This is a genomic window from Rhizobium sp. BK289, assembly GCF_014193575.1.
GTDB lineage: Bacteria > Pseudomonadota > Alphaproteobacteria > Rhizobiales > Rhizobiaceae > Rhizobium > Rhizobium tropici_C.
The window spans coordinates 164,941-184,436 of record NZ_JACHZO010000006.1; the positions used below are offsets into that span (position 1 = coordinate 164,941).

Here is a 19,496-nt window from a genome sequence, read left to right on the forward strand (position 1 = left end):
CCATTCGTGTCATTTATCCACCGTCCCCGCGGGGCCATCCGCCGGCTTTGCGGGAGGGGCAAACTGATGTCCGCCTCCGCCTATTTTCATCATCGCTTTCAGCAGTTTCGCAGCCTGTTCAAATGGATAGTTCTGGTCGTACCGATGGCGGTCGTCGTCGGCTCGCTTTGCGCTCTGTTTCTCTGGAGCCTGGACAAGGCGACGGCCGCGCGTTTCGACCATCCCTGGCTGATCTTCCTGATGCCGGTTGCCGGCTTCCTGATGGTGCTGGTCTATCAGCACTTCGGCCGCGGATCGGAAGGCGGCAACAATCTGATCGTCGATCAGATCCATGAGCCCGGCGGCGGCGTGCCGCTGCGCATGGCGCCCTTCATCCTGGTTTCGACGGTTCTGACGCATCTGGTCGGCGGTTCGGCGGGACGCGAGGGGACAGCCGTGCAGCTCGGCGGCAGCATTGCCAGCGCCTTTGCGAGGGTTTTCCGGCTCAGTCATGCCGAGATCCGCATCCTCCTCATGGCGGGCATCGCTGCGGGCTTCGGCGCGGTCTTCGGCACGCCGATCGCTGGTGCCGTCTTCGCTCTCGAAGTCCTGACGATCGGGCGAATACAATATGAGGCGCTGATCCCGAGCCTTGCGGCGGCGATCATAGCCGATTGGACCTGCCATGCCTGGGGCATCGAGCACATCCAGTATCAGATCGGCTATCTCGCCGGCACGCCAGCCGGCACCTTCCATCTCGATGCACTGCTGCTCGTCAAGGCCGGCATCGCCGGCGTGATCTTTGGCCTGATGGCGCGCTCGTTCAGCGAGGTCTCGCATCGGGCGTCCGCGGCATTCAAGCGGCTCTGCGCTTACGCGCCGCTCAGGCCTGTCATCGCCAGTGCGATCTTGATCGGTCTCGTCTATCTGCTTGGCACGCGGCAATATCTCGGGCTTGGCGTCTGGTCGCCCAACCCTGACGATGCGACGATCCTCGGCTTCTTCGATCCTGCCCGTGTGGATTACTGGAGCTGGTTCTGGAAGGCGGTCTTCACGATCGTGACACTCAGTGCCGGCTTCAAGGGCGGGGAGGTGACGCCTTTGTTCTTCATCGGTGCCGCGCTCGGTAATGCGCTTGCCGTCATTCTCGGTGCCCCGGCCGATCTCTTTGCCGGGTTGGGCTTTGTTGCCGTTTTTGCCGGTGCCACCAACACGCCGCTTGCCTGCATGATCATGGGCATCGAGCTCTTCGGCGCGACGCATACGGTCTATCTCGCCGTGGCATGCTTCCTTGCCTATATCTGCAGCGGCCATACCAGCATCTATCTGTCGCAGCGGCTCGGCATCGCCAAAGGTGCTTCCGATAACATCCCGGCCGATACACCGCTTCGCCATATTCGCGAGAGCGGCTTGAAGACGCGGCGGGAAAATGCCCATAAGGTCGGAAAGGTTTGACGCAAGGACGGCGGAGGTTGTCGTGCTCTATCTTGTCGTGTTTCTCGGTGCCGGATTGGGCGGCGCGTTCCGCCTTGGTATCAATGAGCTCGTTGCCCGCCTGCTTGGGGTCGAATTTCCATTCGGCACGTTGATCATCAATGTGCTTGGTGCCTTCATCATGGGGCTGCTGACGGAGTATTTCGCTTTTCGCGGCGGTATGTCGCAGGAGATGCGGTTGTTTCTAACAACAGGCCTTCTGGGTGGGTTCACGACGTTTTCGACCTTTGCGCTGGAGAGCGTCATGCTCTGGGAGCGCGGCCAATGGATGCCGGCCATCGCCTATATCGGCCTGTCCGTTTTCCTGTCGATCGGGGCTCTGATGGCAGGACTTGCAATTGTCCGGCTAATAATTCAGGTTCAAACGGCATAGTGATTGGGCGTCGGCAGATTTCGCCGCATTTTTGCCGATTCCGAGGTGAATCCCTCTTGAGAATCGCAGAGGTTCATTCCACGACAAACCACCGTTTGTTGCGAACGGACTCTCTTGCGAAATTCGACTAATCAACTCATATAATCGCCTATTAAGATCACCGCATAACACAAGGAGTCGGGCGTCGATCAGGATAAGCACCGGCAAAGCATTCCCAATGACAAGCCTGTTCTCGCTCCGGGATTCGCATGCGGACTCCCCGGGCAACCTCCTCCCGGACCGCACCGCCCCAAAAGACAGACATGACGGAGAGTCCCTTGAGCGCACCTGCTCCCACTTCCAACCAATCTTCTGCTCCGGAACAGACCTTCGGCACCGCCGGCATCGCGCCGATGGACCGTCCGAGCGCCATGACCCGCTTTTTTATGAGCATCGTTGCCTGGGCCGAAAGCCTCAACCTGAAATATGCCAAGCTCGGCAATCCGCCGGTCTATGACACCGCGACCTTCCCCTGGGCGGCCGAGATCGAGAAGGATTATCCGGCCATCCGCGCAGAGCTCGAAAAGGTGCTGCTGCGCCAGAGCGAGCTGCCGACCTTCCAGGACATCTCCACCGACGTGAAGACCATTTCGACCGATACGCGCTGGAAGACGTTCTTCCTTCTCGGTTTCGGCGTGAAGTCCGAGCAGAACATCAAGGCGTGCCCGAATACCTGGGCGGCCGTGCAGAAGATTCCCGGCCTGACGACGGCGATGTTCTCGATCTTCGAGCCGGGCAAACATCTGCCTGCGCATCGCGGCCCCTATAATGGCGTGCTGCGCCTGCATCTCGGCCTCATCGTGCCGGAGCCGAATGACAAGCTCGCCATTCGCGTCGACAAGCAGGTTTGCCACTGGCAGGAAGGCAAGGCGCTGATCTTCGACGACGCCTATGAGCATGAAGCCTGGAACCATACCGACAAGACCCGCGTGGTGCTCTTCGTCGATTTCGTCAAGCCGCTGAAATTCCCGGCCCGCTTCATCAACTGGGCTCTGATGAACCTGGCGATCTTCACGCCCTTCATCAAGGAAGGTCTCGACAACCACAAGGAATGGGAAAAGAAGTTCTACGCCGAAGCCGAGGCGTTTAGAAACCGCCCGAAACCCTGATTTTATCGACTGTTTAGCTTCATAAACCCCGGTCTCTCTGAGGGAGCCCGGGGTTTTGTTTTATTCAGTCACGCGCAAGCGCTGAAGTGCGGCAAATCGGCGATGTTGCGTTCGTCGTTCTGAAGGCTTCGAGGCGCCAGGGGAATGAAACTGAGGTTATTTCACTGTCCGTACGATTGCAGCACCTGCCGTCATGCCACCACCGAAAGCCACGAGGCCGAGGTTGAGCGGTTCGGAGTGTTCGTCGGCAACATGCAGCATGGCGAGCGGAATGCTTGACGAGCTGGTGTTGCCGTAGGTCTCGATGACGCTGAGGGCTGGGCGGCCACTGCGCTTGGCAATCGTGTCGATGATACGCTGGTTGGCCTGATGCGGCACCAGGAGATCGAGATTGGCAAGCTCGATGCCGGCATCGACGCAGGCGTTTTCGATCGAACGGGTCATCGAATGCACCGCTTCGGTGAAGACCGAGCGGCCGTTCATGGCAATGACGCCATCGTCCGGCAGCGGAACGTAGAGTAGATCGCCCGGTTCCGGCCGACCGCTGACGATCGGACGGCTTGCGGTGAAGAGCGGATTGCGCGCCATGTCGCGGCTGGTCACGAGGCTGGCGGTTGCGGCATCGCCGAACAGGATCGCCGTCGAGAAATCGTTCATGTCGAGCAGCGGCGACAGGACTTCCGAGGTGATGATGAGCACCTTGGCGTCGTTCTGCTGGGCAATGAAATCATAGGCCTGCTGCAGCGCGTAGAGATAGCCGGAGCAGGCGGCGCCCATGTCATAGGCGGCAAGCGACGGCCGCACGCCGTCTTCGGCGACGGCAACCGCGACGCGGCTTGCGAGCGACGGCGTGGCGATGTCAGGCGTGCCCGTGGCGGCAATCACCAGATCGATATCGTGGATCGAGATCTGGTTCTGCTTGAGGAGATCGCGAGCCGCCTTCGTCGCGAGGCTCAGCGTGCCTTCGTCAGGCCCGACCCAGAAGCGGCTCTTGATACCCGTCAGTGCAAGAATCTCGTCGGCGCGGCGATTTGGCCAATTGTGGATGATCTCTTCGTTGGTGACGCGGCGGGCGCCGGTGGCGATGCCGATGCCGTTGATGACGACTTCCGAGAAGCTGCCGGTGTGGCGGCGCAGCGCCGGGATGACGTGCGACTTCAGGCGCCGCAGCACGAACTTGTTCTGGATTTCGGAGGCAAGCGCAAAATTCTGTTCGCTCAGATCGCGGTTGGCATCGACGGTCAGAAGCGGGCTGTCGGTGGCGATCTGGTCGCCGACCTTGGCGAAGACTTCCTGCACGACGCCGCCGATATTGGCGCAGATCTCGACAGAGGCTTTCGTCGCCTCGACGACGGCAACGAGCTGACCGACCTCGATCTTGTCGCCAGGCTTGACGAGCAGATCCGTCACCAGGACGTTTTCGTCCGCAGGGCCGGAGCCGATAGCCTTGATAGCTGCCGTCGGGCCGCTGTCATCTTCTTCATGCCAGGTCACTTCGCATTCGAGAACCTCTGCCATCAGATCGACCAGCTTGCGGTAGGAGGGCAAGGTTTCGAGCTGATTGCGGAAGTTGAAGGGAATGTGGGCATCCGAGCGCGCCAGCCTGCGCACGACGACGGGCACGTCGGTCTTTTCGGTGACGGTCGCGATGATTTCCGCACCCATGCCGACGGTGCGATTATCTTCATGGACGACGATCAGACGGCGGGTGCGCCGGGCGCTCGCCAGCACTTCCTTCTCGTCCCAAGGCGAGATCGAGCGCAGATCGATCACCTCGACGGAAAAGCCCTGGGCCTCGAAAGCGCTCGCGGCATTGGCGCAGAGCGAAACGGTATTGCCGTAGCTGACGAGCGTGATGTCGCGGCCGCGGGTAACATGGCGTGACAGGCCGGGATGGACGAAGTGCTTGTCGATATCCTCGGAGGTGCGGCCGTCGGAATTGTTGAGCACGGCCTTCGGATAAAGGAAAACCGTGGGGCGCCGTGAGTCGAAGGCGGCATTGAGAAGCCCCGCCGCATCGCCGGCGCTGGAGGGCATGACGACGTCGATACCCGGTGTGTGCGCCAGCATGCCCTCGAAGCTCTGGGCGTGGAACGGGCCAAGGCCGGGCTTATAGCCGCCGCAGCTCACCATCAGAATGACGGGAGCTTCCCATGCCCCCTCCGTGCGCCAGAACATGCTGCCCATTTCCGAGACGATCTGGTTATAGGCGAGCGGCAGGAAATCGGCGAATTGCAGGAAGGCGACCGGGCGCTGCCCGGCCAGCGCACGGCCGACGGCCGTGCCGACGATGGTGGACTCGCTGAGAGCGGCATTGCGGACGCGATCGGGATATTTCGTGCTGAGACCGCGGGTAACGCCGAAGACGTCGCCCTTCGGATCTTCGATATCCTGGCCGAACAGGACGACGTCGGGATTGGCGGCAAGCTGTTTGTCGAGGACCGCATTCAGCGCTTCGCGCATCGTCAAGGTCGATGTTTTTTCATTGCCGCGATATTCAGTCTTTCCCTTGAAGGAAGCCGGATAGGGAGCCTTCGCCTCCGGTTCGACCTTGGGCGCGTCTTCCTTGCGGGCGAGGGCGGCTTCCGCCTGGACTTCGGCCGTCAATTCCTGTTCGAGCTTTCGAAGCGCGTCGGCGTCGGTGCCTGCCTTCTGCAGCATGGCTCGCAGGTTCGGCAGCGGATCACGCGAGGAGCCGGCCTCGATTTCGAGCAGGGTGCGGTAGGTCTTCTGGTCGTCGGCGTTGGTGTGGTCGGACAGCCGCTCGACATTGAGGAGCACGATGCTCGGCGTGCGGTTGTTGCGGCTGTGGCGGACCGCCTTGTGAAAGGCCTCGCGCGAGGCCCGCAGATCGTCACCCTCGGTGCGGATGATCTCGACGCCATAAAAGCTGGAGGCCGGGCCGCCGGGCAGGTCGAAGAAGGTCTGCTTGCTCGTTCTTGTCGAAATGGAGAAGCTGTTATCCTCGATAACGAAGACGACGGGATACTGGCCGCGCACGGCCTCGGCGACCGCTTCGACGAATTCGCCCTGCTGGGTGGTGCCGTCGCCGACACAGCAGACGGCAATCGGCATGCCGGGCTTGTGCTTCAGGGATGCGGCAACGCCGACAGCGTGCAGCGCATTGTTGCCGACAGGGCCGACGATGGAGGTGATATTGAGAGCGCGGGAAGAGAGATGCGCGCTCATCTGCCGGCCGGCCGAGTGTGAACTGGCTGTGGCGAGCAGGCTGGAGAAGAACTCACGAATGGGCATGCCGCGCGCGAGCATCAATGCCTTGTCGCGATAATGGAGATGCAGCCAGTCGTCGTCTTGGAGAAACTCGTTGAGCAGCGCCGTGGACTCATGTCCGGCGCCGGAAACATGGAAATGTGCTATGCCCTGCTTGATGAATTCTCGCTCAAGACGGTCTATTTCTCTGGAAACGAAAAATATTCTGTGAAGTTGCTTGAGGTATTCTGTTGTAAACCTCCCTTCCATCTCAATGATTTTCCTAATCTTTCGTCCAAATTAATTGCGTGGACCTAGGTAGACCCCTGGGCTACCTTTTTCAATACACGTTAAATGACAATATTTTCTCGGTTTGAAACCGAAATACGTGAATCGCCGGGCTTGAGTTTTTCGCGATGTTTCTGTCCACAGGCATGTATCGATGAACGCATCCGTCCGTGCGCCAGGCGATCGGCGCGTTTATCGAAAGCGATCCTAGCCTGATTTGCGGATCCTGATGTTGCTGTTCCGCCTTGCCGCGGCGGCCTTTGCGGCTTGTTCTTCCTGAAGGATCAATTCCTTCGGCTTCTTGCCGATAATCTCCTTGCGGCCCTTCTTCGAGAAGGGCTGCGCGAGCTGGGCGAGGAAGCCTTTGGCGATCTTGCCGGTGATGCCGATATCCGTGGAGGAGGGGCGCGGCGGATTGTAGAAGGTGCCGAGAAGCTGGTCCCAGATCACGAGGTTTTCCCCATAATTCGTATTGCCTTCGGCAAGCACTTTTGAATGATGCCAGCGATGCAGGCGCGGCGTCGAGAATATGAGGTCGAGCGGGCCGGTGCGCATGTCGACATTGCAATGGGTCAAAAGGCCGATGAAAGCCGTGACCGCACCGATCCAGAGGAAGACCGGCAAAGGCGCGCCGAGCAGATAGAGTGGAATCTGACCGAGCGCGATCTTGAAGAGCGTATCGATGACGTGAAAGCGGCCTGTATTGATGACCCATAGCCGCTCGACGCTGTGATGCAGCGCATGGAAGCGCCATAGCGACAGATGCTCATGCGCGAGACGATGGGCCATATAGAGGCCGAACTCGGCGATGACGAGGCCGAGCGCCACCTGGAATATCATCGGCCACTGATCCGGCCAGAAATGCGAATGGTAGCTCAGTGCCGGCTGCGCAACCGTTGCAACGGCCATGGGGAAAGAGGTGCCGATCGCAGCGGCGATCTGCACGCCGCCTTTGTTCAGCAGCGTATGGGCGACATCGTTGAAGGTTTCGCCATCGCGTTTCTGCCAAGTCTTCTCGTAAGGCATCAACCGCTCGAAGAGGGCGATTATGGCCACCGTCGAAAGATAGACGACATTGAACCAGAGAAGATGCATATCCGACTGGAAGGCGAAATAGGCTCCCGTTAGTCCACCGCATAGGATGGCAGGCCACAACAGGGAGGAAACAGCAGCGTAAAGACGCGAACTGCTTTGAAATGTCATTCCATCATCCTCAGATTCTGATCAGCGAAAAATTTGCGCGTGAGTATGCGGGATATGTAGCGCGATGATTGTGGAGTCGAAAGCGAAATTTTTCCGATCGCTGGCGACGGCAGTTGGAAGGGAGACCGAAACATGCGGATAGAAAAGGCGGGACACGAGCATCTGGAGGGGTGGGTTGGCTTGCGCGCGGCGCTTTGGCCCGGCCATTCGGTCGAACATCACCGCGCGGAACTTGCGCAGTTTTGCTCCAATGAAAACGGTATTGCTTTCGTGGCGATCGATGCTGCCGGTCATATCACCGGTTTTGCCGAAGCAACATTGCGGCACGATTACGTCAACGGTTGCGAGACATCCCCGGTTCTGTTCCTCGAGGGAATCTATGTGCGCCCGGAAAATCGACGGGAAGGGGTGGCACAGGCACTTTGCGAGGCTGTCGCCGCCTGGGGGCGGGAGGCCGGCTGCACGGAGTTTGCCTCGGATGCATTGATCGACAATCTTGCGAGCCATGCCTTCCATGCAGCGCTCGGTTTTGTCGAAACCAGGCGCGTGGTCTATTTTCGAAAGCTGCTCTAGGCCGGAGCTACAGGACTGTGCCTAGGCGAATGTCAATTTCGTTTTCTGCTGTCCGGCCGCATCGAAATTCTCCGGCTTCAGCCAGCGCTCGTAGCCGGCCTTCAGCCGCGGCCAGTCGGCGTCGATCATGGCAAACCAGGCGGTGTCGCGATTCTGGCCCTTGGCGACCATGTGCTGGCGGAAGATGCCTTCGAAAACGAAACCGAACCGTTCGGCTGCCCGCTTCGAAGGTTCATTGAGGTTGTTGCACTTCCACTCGAAGCGGCGATAGCCGAGCGTGTCGAAGACATAGGATGCAAAGAGATAGAGCGTCTCGGTCGTCACGCGGCTGCGGGCGATGGCGGGTCCCCAAAGGATGCTGCCGATCTCGATGACGCCATGTGTATTGTCTATGCGCATCAGAGCCTGCCGGCCTTCGGCACGGCCCGTGCGCTTGTCGATCGTCGCGAAGAAGAGCGGATCGGCGCTGGATGCGGCTTTCTCAAGCCAGGGCGAAAAGGCAGAGCGATCAGCCGGTGCGTCTTCGAAGAGATAGCGGAAACGATCTTCCGCGCCGGGCGCGCGGGCCGAGGCATAGAGATCGTCGCCATGACGGGCCGGATCGAGCGGTTCTATCCGCGTATAATGGCCTTCCAGAGTAATGCGCTCGGGACGGGATACGCCCTTCCAGTTCGTCAGATCCATGTCAAAGTCCTTTGGTCATCAAATACAGCCTAGCGGAGCCGGCCGGAGTGTATCAGGTCTGCGAGGGATTGTGGCAGTTCCATCCCATCGGGCAAGCCGGGGGCGGGCTGTGGCGATACCAGACGGCTTTCGATGGGCAGGACGCCGGCCCAGACGGGATGATCTGCCTCCTCCAAATCGCCTGGCGGGCCGTTGCGAATCTTGGCCGAGGCCTCATCGATCTTCATGCGCAGCACAGAAGTTGCCTTGACCTCCTGACCGGTCATCGGCCTCAAACTGTCCCAGCGGCCGGGAAACAGGTCTTCGATGAAGCGGCGCAGTGCATCGGTCTTCTCCTCGATGTCGTCGACCAGGCGGGCCGTGCCGAAGACCATGGCCGAACGGTAATTGACGGAATGATTGAAGGCCGAGCGGGCCAGCACATAGCCGTCGATGATGCTGCAGGTCAGGCAGACCGGCATATCTTCTGCGGCGCGCAGGAAACGGCTGGCGGATGATCCGTGCCAATAGACATAATCGTCCTCCCGCCAATGCAGGGTCGGCGTCACATAGGGCGCGCCGTTGATGACATAGCCGACGTGACAGAGCGGAGCGGCATCCAGAATGGCATGGACATCGGCATGGGCGTGGCTGCCACGCTTCGGGCTTCGCCGCACCCGGGTGCGTTCGGTGGTCGGATAGGTCTTCGTATCGGGCGCGTTGAGATCGGCCATGGCTTCCTCGTCGATTGAGCATTGATCTCTGGCAGCAAAGAGGTAGGCTATAAATAGCCAGTTTCTTGATTTTTAGCAGACCAGTTGAGGTTCCGTGGCATCGGTGGCGCAATGGCCGGCACTCGACCGGAATTCGGGTGACCTGGAGGGGCAAGTCTATCGCCTGATGCGCGACCGTATTCTGCATGGGCAAATGCCGGCAGGACAGCGTGTGCCGTCGACGCGGGTAATGGCGCTCTCGCTCAGCATTGCGCGTTCGACCGTCGTCAATGCCTATGATCGTCTAAAAGCGGAGGGCTATCTGCAATCGGCACCCGGTGCTGCAACGCGCGTCGCAGCCTTTCCATCGGCACCATTGTCAGGGCAAGCCGCTGCGCCACTGCCGAACCAGCCGCGCGTTACCGAATTCAAAACCGGAGGATTGTTCGAGCCGGGTGTGCCGGATGTGTCAGCCTTTCCCCACGCAGTCTGGGCGCGTTATCTCGGGGCCAGGGGCCGCTCTTTGCGGGTACACGACCTTGGCTATAGTGATCACGGTGGTATCCGCGAACTGCGCGAAGCCATCCTCGATCATATCGCTGCAACGCGGGGCGTGATCGCCCGGCCCGAACAGGTGGTGATCGTCCCGTCGACCGGTGCCGCGATCGGGTTGCTCGCGAGCGTGTTGCTTCAGCCCGATCATCCGGGCGACATCGTCTGGATGGAAGACCCGGGCTATGCCAGCGCGCAAGCGATCCTGCGGATGGCCGGCGCCAGTCTCGTGCCGGTACCTTGCGATGCAGAGGGTATCGATATTGCGCGAGGTGCAGGGCCACCGCCGCGGCTGATCTATGCTACGCCTTCGCATCAATATCCGACCGGCGCCACTATGAGTCTACCGCGCCGTCTCGCCTTGCTCGAATTCGCCCGGGCCAATGGTGCGATCGTGCTGGAAGACGATTACGACAGCGAGTTCCAGTATGCGTCGCGTCCAATCGCCGCCTTGCAGGGTATCGATCGCAGCGAAGTCGTTGCCTATGTCGGCACCTTCTCGAAGACGCTCGCGCCCGGCCTGCGTGTCGCATACGCCGTCGTGCCGTCCCGGTTGGTGGCGGCGACCGAGGCGGCGCAGCGGCTCAGAGGCACCGTCGTACCGATCCATATCCAGGCGGCCCTCGCCGATTTCATGCGCGAGGGGCGGTTCCGTGCACATCTGAGGCAGATGAACGCCATTTATGCCGAGCGCATGGCGGCGACCGTATCGGCACTCGATCGCTATTGCTGCGCTTGGCTGGAGATCGGAGCGGGCGGCGGCGGGTTGCAGCTGGCAAGCTGGTTCCGCGACGGAAAGACCGATGATGTCGCCGTAGCGCGTGTAATCAACGCCAATGGTTTCGCGGTTCGGCCCATCTCTGCGCTGTACCTGGGTGCTGCGCAGCCCGGACTGTTGCTCGGCATCGCCCGCATGGAGGCGCACGCAGCGGATGCGGCGGCGGCGAGGATTGCAAGACTGCTCGAAGCAGTGCCGGTCAGCGCCTGAGAAACATCGCCCGATATTCGCGTGGCGTCATGCCCTTGAGTGCCCTGAACTGCCTGTTGAAATTGGCAAGCGAGGCATAGCCGACGGCATCGCTGATATGGTGGACCGCCTGGCCGGTGGAGGAGAGGCGGGCGCAGGCATCGCCGATGCGCATGCGCATGAGATAGTCCGATATCGTCCCGCCGGTATGGCGGCGAAACATGCGGTGCAGGCCGGAGACGCTAAGCGCCGCAATGTCGGCCAGTTCATCGAGGCTGATCGCGCGGGCATAGTGAAGATGCATATGCGTCAACACACGGTCGATGCGCTCACGGCTTTCCTTGAGATCCGGAGCCTGCGCCGGCGCGCTGGCGAGCGGCGTCGCCTGACGGTCTTCCGCGACTTTCACCAGAATGCCGAGCAAAGCCAGAAGGCGCTCGACAGCCGGCTTTTCGAAAATGGTTTCGAAGGCAGGGCGGACGGCGGCGGAGGTCGCCTCGGAAAAGTGCAGGCCGTTGTCTCCACGCCGCAGCATGGCTTCGATCGACCGGAATTCGACGGCGCCGCCCGTCATCTGCAAAAGCCAGTCGCGATTGAACCAGAGCACCAAGGCAATATGCGGCTTTTCTTCCTTGATCTTGGCATGCGAAACCCAACTGTGCGGCAGATTGGGGCCGACGAGAACGAGGTCGCCGTCACCATAGTCGCCACTGTGATCGCCGATGAAACGCTGACCGATGGAATTCAGCGTCAGCGTCAGCTCGAATTCCGGATGGTGGTGCCATTGGAATGGAATGCAGTCGTCGAGCCGGCGGTTCAGCATGCTCCACGATGCTTCCGGTGAACGAGGCAGAACTTCAAGATAGGGCCTCATGGAGCGTCCGTAATAGATGACAAGCCAGAATAGTATCAGAAGTGGCCAGAGCCGGGCAACATCGAAACTCCTGTTGGAGCTACAACTTCTTCCGTAACCCGAGAACAAAAGGGTCAGCGAGATGGAGGAGACCGATGCAGCCTGCCTTGAAACGAGACGCTCACCCGACCGCGTCAGCGGTCACGACGCAACTGAAGGATATTCGGAAGATTTTGCCGCTCAGAGTGCTGTCGAAGGACGATTGGCAGCATTGGATCACTAGGGGTTATGTGATCGTGCGGCAGGCTGTGCCTGCTGTCAATGTCGAGCGGCTTGTCGAGCTCTTGTGGCGTTTTGACGAGAAGGACCCGAACGACCCTTCCACCTGGTATGCGCCGCAGCGGCGCGAGCACAAGATGAAGGAACTCAACAATACCGGCATGCTGGAGATCTATAATCACCAGTATCTCTGGGATAACCGCATGGAAAAGCGGATTTACGATGTCTTCGTCGATATCTGGGATCGCGAGGATCTCTGGGTCACGATCGATCGCGCCAATCTCAACCCGCCGAAGAAGGTGAAGGGCAATCCGAACGGCTTCATCCACTGGGATGTCGATACTTCGATCCGGCCCCTGCCGATCGGCGTGCAGGGTGTTCTGAGCCTGAAGAAGCAGGATGGCGATGTCGGCGGATTTCAGTGCGTGCCGCAGCTCTTCGAGCATTTCGAGGAATGGGAAAAGACGCAGCCCGCGGATCGCGATCCCATGCATCCCGACATGGCGGGTCTCTCGGTCGTCAATATCGACATGGAGCCCGGCGACCTGATGATCTTCAACTCGCTGCTGGCGCACGGCGTCCGTCCCAACCATTCGGACAACCGCGTTCGCATGGCGCAATATATCTCCATGCATCCGGCGGAATACGACAATATCGCCGAGCGCGAGGAGCGCATTCGTCTGTGGCGGGAATTGGACTCCCCGAAGCGCGACGCCTTTCCGGGCGACCCCCGCGAATGGGAAAAGCACAATGCGACGACGGCCAAACTGACGCCGCTCGGCGAGAAGCTGCTGGGTCTCAAGGCCTGGTAAACGACAGAGACCGGGTTCTTGAAAAAAGCTTCGAGCGGCCTTGGGCCGCTCGAAGCGTTTGTGGAGATTTGGCGGGCAGGCGCGGGTCCGTCAGATTTCGTTCCAGCGGCGGATGACCGGCTCGGTCAGGTCATGCTCGTAGCCGAGCACGCTGATGCTCGTGGTGTCGAGGACCAGATGCGCACCGCCCCCCGGCGGCAGGCCAACCCAGCGGGCAGCGAAGACGCGCAGGAAATGGGCGCTGGAAAAGATCAGGACGGAGCCGGCAATGCCGCGAAGTTCGCCGATGATGCGGTCGGCACGCGCGCCGACATCGGCGGCAGATTCGCCATTCGGGCAGCCGTCGCGGAAGACTTGCCAGCCGGGACGTTCGGCAAGGATCGCCTTGGTGGTGATGCCCTCATAGGCGCCGTAATCCCACTCCGCCAGATCGTCCTTGACGACGCGACGGTCGCCGAAACCGGCCAGTGTGCAGGTATTTTGCGCCCGCTGCGATGGACTCGACCAGACGGCGGCGAAATCGATGGCAGGCAGGCGACCGGCGACCTTGCGGGCGGCCTCTTCGCCGGCAGCGGTGAGCGGAATATCGGTCCGGCCGGTGTGCCGGCCGGAAAGGCTCCACTCCGTCTGTCCATGGCGTACCAGATAGACTTCGGGATAGGCGCTGCTCATGCCGTTTCTCCTTTGCATTTGCCGTGCGAAATTCTTCGCATCTGCGAAAGCGTCTGTCGAGAGCTAAAGCGGATTGGCAGCTGACCCGACAACCTTCTGCAAATCCAAGCTCTTGCAGAGGATTGTGAATCTCATCGTTTCACGGCGCGGCGGACGCTGTAGAACAGGATGGTGAGGCAGCCGACCAGCAAGAGAAGGCCACCCGCGAGTGGTGGAAAGGCGAGGATTTCCACCGCTCCGGCAATAAGGAGAATGAGGATAAGGCAGAGCGTGGCAAGGCTGCCGTCGTCGATGAACATGCCGATAAGTTCGGAGAGAGCGATGCGCAGGATGGTCATTGGGCTGCCTTTGTTGCTGGGTTGCCGCGCAGGCCGCGGATGATGGCGTAGGAGGCGAGCGAGACGATCGCGAAGATGGCGATCAGGGCGAAATCCTCGCCCGGCCAGTGCGCACCGATGCCTTCACCGGTCCAGAAGATGCCGAAGCTTGTCAGCATGAGGCCGACGACGAATTTGAGGGTGTTTTCCGGCACGGTGGCGAGCGGGCGATGCACCAGCAATCCGATCAGCATGACGAGCACGAAAGCGGCAAGCGCGCCGAGGCCGGCATAGAGTGTCAGGCCATGCGCGCCGCCGACGGCGATGACGATGAAGACCACTTCGACACCTTCGAGCAGCACTGCCTTGAAGGCGGCAAGGCCGGCGAGATAATCGGCGCGGCGATCTGTGGACTGCGCCTGTAATGCTGCCGTCTCCTTGGAGAAGGCTGCTTCCTCGTCGTGCAGGGCGATGACGCCGAGGGAGCGAAGTATGGCTTTGCGCAGCCAGCGCATGCCGAAAAGGATCAGCAGAACGCCGACGACGAATTGCAACATCTCGATCGGTATCAGCGCCAGCAGCGGTCCGAAGACGAGGACGAGGGCAGCCAGCACTGCAAGGGCGAGCGCGGCACCCGTGAGGGCCGGGCGCCAGCTTCGTGTGACGCCGACGGCAAGGACGATGGTGAAGGCTTCCACGACTTCGACAAATGAGCCGAGGAAAGATGCCGTCACGGTGGAGAGAATGGGCGTGAGGCTGTTCATGAACTGATTCCCGAATGACGATTAAGGCGTTGAATGCGAACGGTATTTGCCGGACGATGGTTCTTCATGTCTTGGATGAGCCGAGGCTTGGCCAAATGCCGATATCGCGTGCGCGCTGCACTTTGGCGTGGTTCACTTGCGTTTCCTCGTGCCGCGTTTGCTCCATGATTTATCGAGCGCACCGCGCAGCTGGCTGAGCTGATCGAGGCGGTCGATGGCAGCATCCTTGCCCTTCGCGGCTAGCGCCACGATCAGAGATTCGATCAGCACCAGCGTGCCGGCATGCATGGCGAGGTGGCCGGCGTTGCCACGCGGCACAGGCAGGACTTCAGTCACCTTGTCGGCAATCTGTAAGCCGAGATCGTCGCTGATCAGGATGATCGGAGCGCCATGCTTGCCGGCGTATTCCAGCAGCACCTCGACCTCGCGATAGAGCGGCGCATAGGCCATGACAAGCACGACGTCGCCTTTGCTAATCCCAAGCAGGCGATCCGCAAGCGCTATGCCAGATGCCGAGAGCGCGCTGCTCGGCAGGCCGATGCGATTGAACTGCAGGCTGGTATAATCCGCTATCGCGCCCGAAGGCCCGATGCCGAAGACATGACGTCGGGCTGCCTTGGCGAGACTGTCGACGCAGCGTTCGAAGCTTGCGGCGAATTCCTCGCGCCGCAGAACCTCCAAAGCCTGTTCGTGTATGCTGATGACATGGTGAAGCACATCGCTGGCCTGGCTGCCCGTTTCAGCCAGCGTGCGCTGCATCCGCGTTCCGGGGGATGGCGCTCCGGTCAGTTCCTCAAGCAGAGCGGCCCGCAGCGTCGACAGACTTTCGAAACCGAGGGCGCGGGCGGTGCGGACGACCGTCGCGTCGCTGGTGCCGGCGAGCTGCGCGATCTGGGCGGCCGAATTCAACAGTGCGGCCTGCTTCTGATCTACGAAGAAACGCGCGATACGTTGCTCTGAGGGTGCGAGGGTCTCGATCACATCGAGAACGCGGTCTTCGAAAGTGCGAGGTTTCTGCGTCGCTTCTGCCATCGGACATCTTCTGTAGTGAATGCTACCAATTGGATTATCTGTAGCATTTGCTGCAAAAGAATGACAGCACAAATAAAGGGCGCTTCGCTGTATCGCAAAGCGCCCTTTTGATCGCGTTAAAGGTCGGCGGGAGAGTTGGCTATGGCTATTCCGCCAAAGCGGCTCGCACCGCCGGGATCACCTTCTGGCCGTAGAGTTCGATACAACGCAGCATCTTGTCATGGCCGAGTGCGCCGGCGCTGTATTTCAGCTGGAAGCGGCTGATGCCGAGCGTCTTGACGACCGGGGCGAGCTTGGCGGCGACCGTTTCCGGCGAGCCGACATAGAGCGAACCCTTTTCGATCTCGTTGTCGAATTCCGCGCGCGTCATGGGCGGCCAGCCGCGCTCGCGGCCGATGCGGTCGCGCATCGCCTTGAAGCAGGGCCACAGCTCCTCGCGTGCCTGTTCATCCGTCTCGGCGATATAGCCGGGCGAGTGGATGCCGATCGGCTTGACGGGCTTGCCGAGCTGTTCGAAGGCGCGGTGGTAGAGATCGACATAGGGCTGGAAGCGATAGGGGCTGCCGCCGATGATCGCCAGCATCAGCGGCAGATCGTAGTGAGCGGCACGCACCACCGATTCCGGGCTGCCGCCGACGCCGATCCAGGTCTTCAGCTGGCCGCTCTCGATGGTCGGGAAAACCTTTTGATTGCGCAGCGGCGGGCGGATGCTGCCCTGCCAGTTCACCGGCTCATTCTTGAGCAAGGCCGCGAACAGATCGAGCTTTTCCTCGAAGAGCTGCTCGTATTGCGACAGCTCGAAGCCGAACAGGGGGAAGGACTCCGTAAACGAGCCACGACCGAGAATGACTTCGGCGCGGCCGTTCGAAACCGCGTTCAGGCTGGAGAAGCGCTGGAACACGCGGATCGGGTCGTCCGAGCTCAGCACGGTGACGGCCGATCCCAGATGGATTTTCGATGTACGGCTGGCGATGGCGGCCAGGATCGTTTCGGGCGAGGAGACCGCAAAATCCTCACGGTGATGCTCGCCGATGCCGAAAAAGTCTATTCCAAGCTGGTCGGCAAGGACGCCTTCCTCGACGACATTGCGCAGGACCTGCGCATGCGGCAACGGCGCGCCCTTATCGTCGAAGGTCACGTCGCCGAAAGTATCCAGGCCGAATTCGACGTTGTTTGTCGTCATGATTTTTCCTGTCATGTGTCGAAATGATAATGTTGAGACAGCATGTAGTGTCGCTCCCGACCATCCACTACCCGGAAAGTTTCGGCTGAAATCTTCGAAGAATTCGATATGCCGATGGCAACCGGCGATATTCGGCAGTGCCGGCGTTGCGATCGGTGGTACTCACGCCAATATTAGCTCCGAAGTGAGCGCGGTTGAATCAAGGAGAAACACATGGTCGCACTGAAAAAGGTGAATCTTACCAAAGCCTTTGCAGCCTTCGATGAGACTTGGAGCCCGCGCGTCGGCGGCGACATCAACGATTTCCAGGTCAAGCTCGTGAAGCTGGATGGCGCTTTCCATTGGCATCATCATGAAGAAGAGGATGAGCTGTTCTTGGTCGTCAAGGGCACGCTGCGCATGAAGCTGCGCGAGGAAAACGGCGGCGACATCGTCCTTGGCCCTGGCGAATACATCATCGTTCCGCATGGGGTGGAGCACTGTCCGGTCGCCGAGCCGACCTGCGAGGTCGTGTTGTTCGAGCGCAATACGACGCTCAATACCGGCAATGTCGAAAACGAGCGGACGATCCGCGCGCCCAAGCGGCTTTAACCGATCCCGATGGTCCGGCAGCCCGTCAAGGGCTGCCGGACATTGACCAGTCCATCAGTTGAGCGCCAGCTTGTTCGACGGCGTACGGCAGGCCGCGAAAACATCCAGCTTCGGATCATAGACCTTCGTCGAGACGTCCATCATGCCGAGAACGCTGTGGAAGATGTTGTCGTGAGAGTAGGTGCCCTCGGCGGCCTGCTTGGCAAGGCAGGCCATGTCGAAGCCGGCGGCCTTAGCGAGATCGTCAGCCATCCATACCAGCATCGGCACATGCGTCTGCTGTGAAGGGGCGATGATATAGGGCGTGCCGTGCAGATAGATGCCGTTTTCGCCGAGCGACTCGCCATGATCGGAGAAATAGAGCACGGAGCCGGACACCGAGTTCGAGCGCTGCTTCAGCTTGTCGATCACCATGGCGACGATGTGATCCGTGTAGAGAATCGTATTGTCATAGGCATTGGTGATTTCCTCCTGGGAACAGGAGCTGAAGTCATTGGAGCGGCAATCCGGCTGGAACCGGCGGAATTCTTCCGGGTAGCGCTGATAGTAGGCCGGGCCGTGGCTGCCGAGCTGGTGCAGCACCAGCACGCTGTCGCCCTTCACCTTGTCCAGCCAGCCGTCGATCTTATCTACGAGGATTTCGTCCCTGCATTCGCCGTCCTTGCAGAAGCGCGGATCGGCAGAGGGCGGCAGGTAGGTATAGGAGACGCGATCGGTGACGTTGTAGCTGCCGGTGTCATTATCCAGCCAGGTTACATCCACCTTGGCATGGGTCAGGACATCGAGCAGGTTCTCCGTCTCAAGCCCCTTACGGTGGGTGTATTGCCCACGCGTGTAGACCGAGAACAGGCAGGGTATGGAGGTTGCCGTCGCCGTCCCGCAGCTGCTGGTATTGGGGAAGTAGACGACATCGCGCTTTGCCAGTTCCGGATTGGTCATCTTGGCGTAGCCGCCGAGCGAGAAGTTCTGCGCGCGCGCGGTTTCGCCGGCAACGATGATCGTGACGCGCGGTTTGCCGTTATCGACCGCGCCGACCCTGCGGGCATCCGTACCCAGCGGCTGCGCGACGACGTTGGCGTTCTTTTGGGCATCGATTGCGTAGCGCACAGCGCTGGTGATCGGGATGACCGGATTAAGTGTATCCATCAGGTCGCGATGAGCGCGGCCGACGCCGGCATAGGTCTTGTAGAAGCTGGTGCCGGCAACGACGAAGATCGCCGAGCAGGCGAGAATGACGGCGGTATTGTAGGCAAGCTTCTTGAGGATGGGACGATGGACGATCCGGATCCACATGATGACCAGCGAAGGTAAGACGCCCGTCAGCAGGACATAGGTCACGAAGCGCACCGTGATCAGGTGTCCGCTTTCCGCTCCGGTCGACACTGCGGCATTGCGGATCATTTCCTTGTCGATGATGACGCCGAACTGATCGTTGAACCAGGAAGAGACCGATGCCACCAGCACGAAGAAGATCAGGGCCGGCTTCGTGAGGTATTTGGCGGAAAAGAGCGTGAAGAGCGCCAGGATGGCAGCGGAAATGCCGATTACGAAGGCGGCGAAGGCGGCGGGTTCAGCGATAAAATAGCCGTATGCCTTGGTCCAAAACATCCGGTTTGTCACAAGAAGTACATATAAAGCGGCTATGAAGCAAAGCGTGACACTGCCGATGGCCGGCCTGAATTTTTGCCGGTCCGGCGTGGCGTTTCTATTGGTCAATAGTCTTCTCCGCGCATCTGCTGGCGGTTGGGGCGGAAGTGCCCAATACCGCAGGGTGCGTTTTGGCTGCCAAAGTTGGCCACCATGGTGATCAATACTGACATTTACCTGAAT

Annotated in this window: 18 protein-coding genes; 7 read left to right on the forward strand and 11 right to left on the reverse strand. The window is 60.3% G+C overall.

All coding sequences use genetic code 11. The annotated features are described in order from the left end of the window. The first annotated feature begins 66 nt into the window (after positions 1-66). From FHT84_RS13655 to FHT84_RS13665, 3 genes are all read left to right on the forward strand, one after another. Positions 67-1,434 (forward strand): voltage-gated chloride channel family protein, encoded by a 1,368-nt coding sequence (locus FHT84_RS13655; RefSeq protein ID WP_112340390.1) that lies wholly within the window; start codon positions 67-69, stop codon positions 1,432-1,434. Between the two features lie 22 nt (positions 1,435-1,456). Further along, complete coding sequence (crcB, locus tag FHT84_RS13660) at positions 1,457-1,846, forward strand: fluoride efflux transporter CrcB (protein WP_112340389.1); 390 nt, start codon at positions 1,457-1,459, stop codon at positions 1,844-1,846. 302 nt (positions 1,847-2,148) lie between these two features. Then, a complete protein-coding gene (locus tag FHT84_RS13665; protein ID WP_112340388.1) occupies positions 2,149-2,994 on the forward strand; it encodes an aspartyl/asparaginyl beta-hydroxylase domain-containing protein in 846 nt (281 codons plus the stop codon). Between the two features lie 156 nt (positions 2,995-3,150). Here FHT84_RS13665 and FHT84_RS13670 read toward each other — a convergent pair whose 3' ends face one another. Both FHT84_RS13670 and FHT84_RS13675 read right to left on the reverse strand, forming a co-directional pair. Further along, a complete protein-coding gene (locus FHT84_RS13670) occupies positions 3,151-6,474 on the reverse strand; it encodes a thiamine pyrophosphate-dependent enzyme (RefSeq protein ID WP_112340387.1) in 3,324 nt (1,107 codons plus the stop codon). A gap of 225 nt (positions 6,475-6,699) precedes the next feature. Then, positions 6,700-7,695 (reverse strand): sterol desaturase family protein, encoded by a 996-nt coding sequence (locus tag FHT84_RS13675; RefSeq protein ID WP_112340386.1) that lies wholly within the window; start codon positions 7,693-7,695, stop codon positions 6,700-6,702. A 132-nt stretch (positions 7,696-7,827) separates the two neighbouring features. Here FHT84_RS13675 and aac(6') point away from each other — a divergent pair, with 132 nt between their 5' ends. Continuing rightward, complete coding sequence (gene aac(6') / locus FHT84_RS13680; RefSeq protein ID WP_112340385.1) at positions 7,828-8,268, forward strand: aminoglycoside 6'-N-acetyltransferase; 441 nt, start codon at positions 7,828-7,830, stop codon at positions 8,266-8,268. Between the two features lie 21 nt (positions 8,269-8,289). Here aac(6') and FHT84_RS13685 read toward each other — a convergent pair whose 3' ends face one another. Both FHT84_RS13685 and FHT84_RS13690 read right to left on the reverse strand, forming a co-directional pair. Continuing rightward, positions 8,290-8,952, reverse strand: coding sequence for a GNAT family protein (locus FHT84_RS13685; protein WP_112340384.1), 663 nt, complete (start codon positions 8,950-8,952; stop codon positions 8,290-8,292). Positions 8,953-8,981: 29 nt separating this feature from the next. Then, complete coding sequence (locus tag FHT84_RS13690) at positions 8,982-9,665, reverse strand: pyridoxamine 5'-phosphate oxidase family protein (RefSeq protein WP_112340383.1); 684 nt, start codon at positions 9,663-9,665, stop codon at positions 8,982-8,984. A gap of 94 nt (positions 9,666-9,759) precedes the next feature. Here FHT84_RS13690 and FHT84_RS13695 point away from each other — a divergent pair, with 94 nt between their 5' ends. After that, the gene (locus FHT84_RS13695; RefSeq protein ID WP_112340382.1) at positions 9,760-11,184 is read left to right on the forward strand and encodes a PLP-dependent aminotransferase family protein; all 1,425 of its coding nucleotides are present in this window, start codon (positions 9,760-9,762) and stop codon (positions 11,182-11,184) included. Here the strand turns inward: FHT84_RS13695 and FHT84_RS13700 are convergent. After that, complete coding sequence (locus tag FHT84_RS13700) at positions 11,174-12,037, reverse strand: AraC family transcriptional regulator (protein ID WP_112340381.1); 864 nt, start codon at positions 12,035-12,037, stop codon at positions 11,174-11,176. The two genes, FHT84_RS13695 and FHT84_RS13700, sit on opposite strands and share 11 nt — an antisense overlap. Positions 12,038-12,171: 134 nt before the next feature. On the opposite strand from FHT84_RS13700, the gene FHT84_RS13705 reads away from it, so the two are divergent. Next, a complete protein-coding gene (locus FHT84_RS13705; RefSeq protein ID WP_112340380.1) occupies positions 12,172-13,107 on the forward strand; it encodes a phytanoyl-CoA dioxygenase family protein in 936 nt (311 codons plus the stop codon). Between the two features lie 90 nt (positions 13,108-13,197). Here the strand turns inward: FHT84_RS13705 and FHT84_RS13710 are convergent, their stop codons facing one another. From FHT84_RS13710 to FHT84_RS13730, 5 genes are all read right to left on the reverse strand, one after another. Then, positions 13,198-13,779, reverse strand: a complete 582-nt coding sequence (locus FHT84_RS13710) for a histidine phosphatase family protein (RefSeq protein ID WP_112340379.1) — start codon at positions 13,777-13,779, stop codon at positions 13,198-13,200. A 131-nt stretch (positions 13,780-13,910) separates the two neighbouring features. Next, positions 13,911-14,117 carry a hypothetical protein gene (locus tag FHT84_RS13715; protein WP_112340378.1) on the reverse strand — a complete coding sequence of 69 codons (207 nt, stop codon included), beginning with the start codon at positions 14,115-14,117 and terminating at the stop codon, positions 13,911-13,913. Further along, a complete protein-coding gene (locus FHT84_RS13720) occupies positions 14,114-14,860 on the reverse strand; it encodes a COG4280 domain-containing protein (protein WP_112340377.1) in 747 nt (248 codons plus the stop codon). The genes FHT84_RS13715 and FHT84_RS13720 overlap by 4 nt, the downstream gene beginning before the upstream one ends. A 132-nt stretch (positions 14,861-14,992) precedes the next feature. Next, complete coding sequence (locus FHT84_RS13725) at positions 14,993-15,892, reverse strand: MurR/RpiR family transcriptional regulator (RefSeq protein WP_112340376.1); 900 nt, start codon at positions 15,890-15,892, stop codon at positions 14,993-14,995. Positions 15,893-16,037: 145 nt separating this feature from the next. Then, the gene (locus FHT84_RS13730; protein WP_112340375.1) at positions 16,038-17,075 is read right to left on the reverse strand and encodes an LLM class flavin-dependent oxidoreductase; all 1,038 of its coding nucleotides are present in this window, start codon (positions 17,073-17,075) and stop codon (positions 16,038-16,040) included. Between the two features lie 213 nt (positions 17,076-17,288). Between FHT84_RS13730 and FHT84_RS13735 the strand changes: the two genes are divergently transcribed. Continuing rightward, on the forward strand, positions 17,289-17,666 hold the full coding sequence (locus FHT84_RS13735; protein WP_112340374.1) for a cupin domain-containing protein: 378 nt from the start codon (positions 17,289-17,291) through the stop codon (positions 17,664-17,666). Between the two features lie 54 nt (positions 17,667-17,720). On the opposite strand, the gene FHT84_RS13740 is transcribed toward FHT84_RS13735, so the two are convergent. Then, positions 17,721-19,382, reverse strand: a complete 1,662-nt coding sequence (locus FHT84_RS13740; protein WP_112340373.1) for a phosphoethanolamine--lipid A transferase — start codon at positions 19,380-19,382, stop codon at positions 17,721-17,723. Positions 19,383-19,496 lie beyond the last annotated feature (114 nt).

What these genes read in the sequence shown, in the direction of transcription:
- FHT84_RS13735 (WP_112340374.1), top strand. Translation starts at nt 17,289, where the DNA reads ATGGTCGCACTGAAAAAGGTGAATCTTACCAAAGCCTTTGCAGCCTTC.
- FHT84_RS13690 (WP_112340383.1), bottom strand. Translation starts at nt 9,665, where the DNA reads ATGGCCGATCTCAACGCGCCCGATACGAAGACCTATCCGACCACCGAA.
- FHT84_RS13700 (WP_112340381.1), bottom strand. Translation starts at nt 12,037, where the DNA reads ATGAGGCCCTATCTTGAAGTTCTGCCTCGTTCACCGGAAGCATCGTGG.
- FHT84_RS13725 (WP_112340376.1), bottom strand. Translation starts at nt 15,892, where the DNA reads ATGGCAGAAGCGACGCAGAAACCTCGCACTTTCGAAGACCGCGTTCTC.
- FHT84_RS13675 (WP_112340386.1), bottom strand. Translation starts at nt 7,695, where the DNA reads ATGACATTTCAAAGCAGTTCGCGTCTTTACGCTGCTGTTTCCTCCCTG.
- FHT84_RS13705 (WP_112340380.1), top strand. Translation starts at nt 12,172, where the DNA reads ATGCAGCCTGCCTTGAAACGAGACGCTCACCCGACCGCGTCAGCGGTC.
- FHT84_RS13730 (WP_112340375.1), bottom strand. Translation starts at nt 17,075, where the DNA reads ATGACGACAAACAACGTCGAATTCGGCCTGGATACTTTCGGCGACGTG.
- FHT84_RS13655 (WP_112340390.1), top strand. Translation starts at nt 67, where the DNA reads ATGTCCGCCTCCGCCTATTTTCATCATCGCTTTCAGCAGTTTCGCAGC.
- FHT84_RS13685 (WP_112340384.1), bottom strand. Translation starts at nt 8,952, where the DNA reads ATGGATCTGACGAACTGGAAGGGCGTATCCCGTCCCGAGCGCATTACT.
- FHT84_RS13665 (WP_112340388.1), top strand. Translation starts at nt 2,149, where the DNA reads ATGACGGAGAGTCCCTTGAGCGCACCTGCTCCCACTTCCAACCAATCT.
- FHT84_RS13670 (WP_112340387.1), bottom strand. Translation starts at nt 6,474, where the DNA reads ATGGAAGGGAGGTTTACAACAGAATACCTCAAGCAACTTCACAGAATA.
- FHT84_RS13710 (WP_112340379.1), bottom strand. Translation starts at nt 13,779, where the DNA reads ATGAGCAGCGCCTATCCCGAAGTCTATCTGGTACGCCATGGACAGACG.
- FHT84_RS13720 (WP_112340377.1), bottom strand. Translation starts at nt 14,860, where the DNA reads ATGAACAGCCTCACGCCCATTCTCTCCACCGTGACGGCATCTTTCCTC.
- FHT84_RS13715 (WP_112340378.1), bottom strand. Translation starts at nt 14,117, where the DNA reads ATGACCATCCTGCGCATCGCTCTCTCCGAACTTATCGGCATGTTCATC.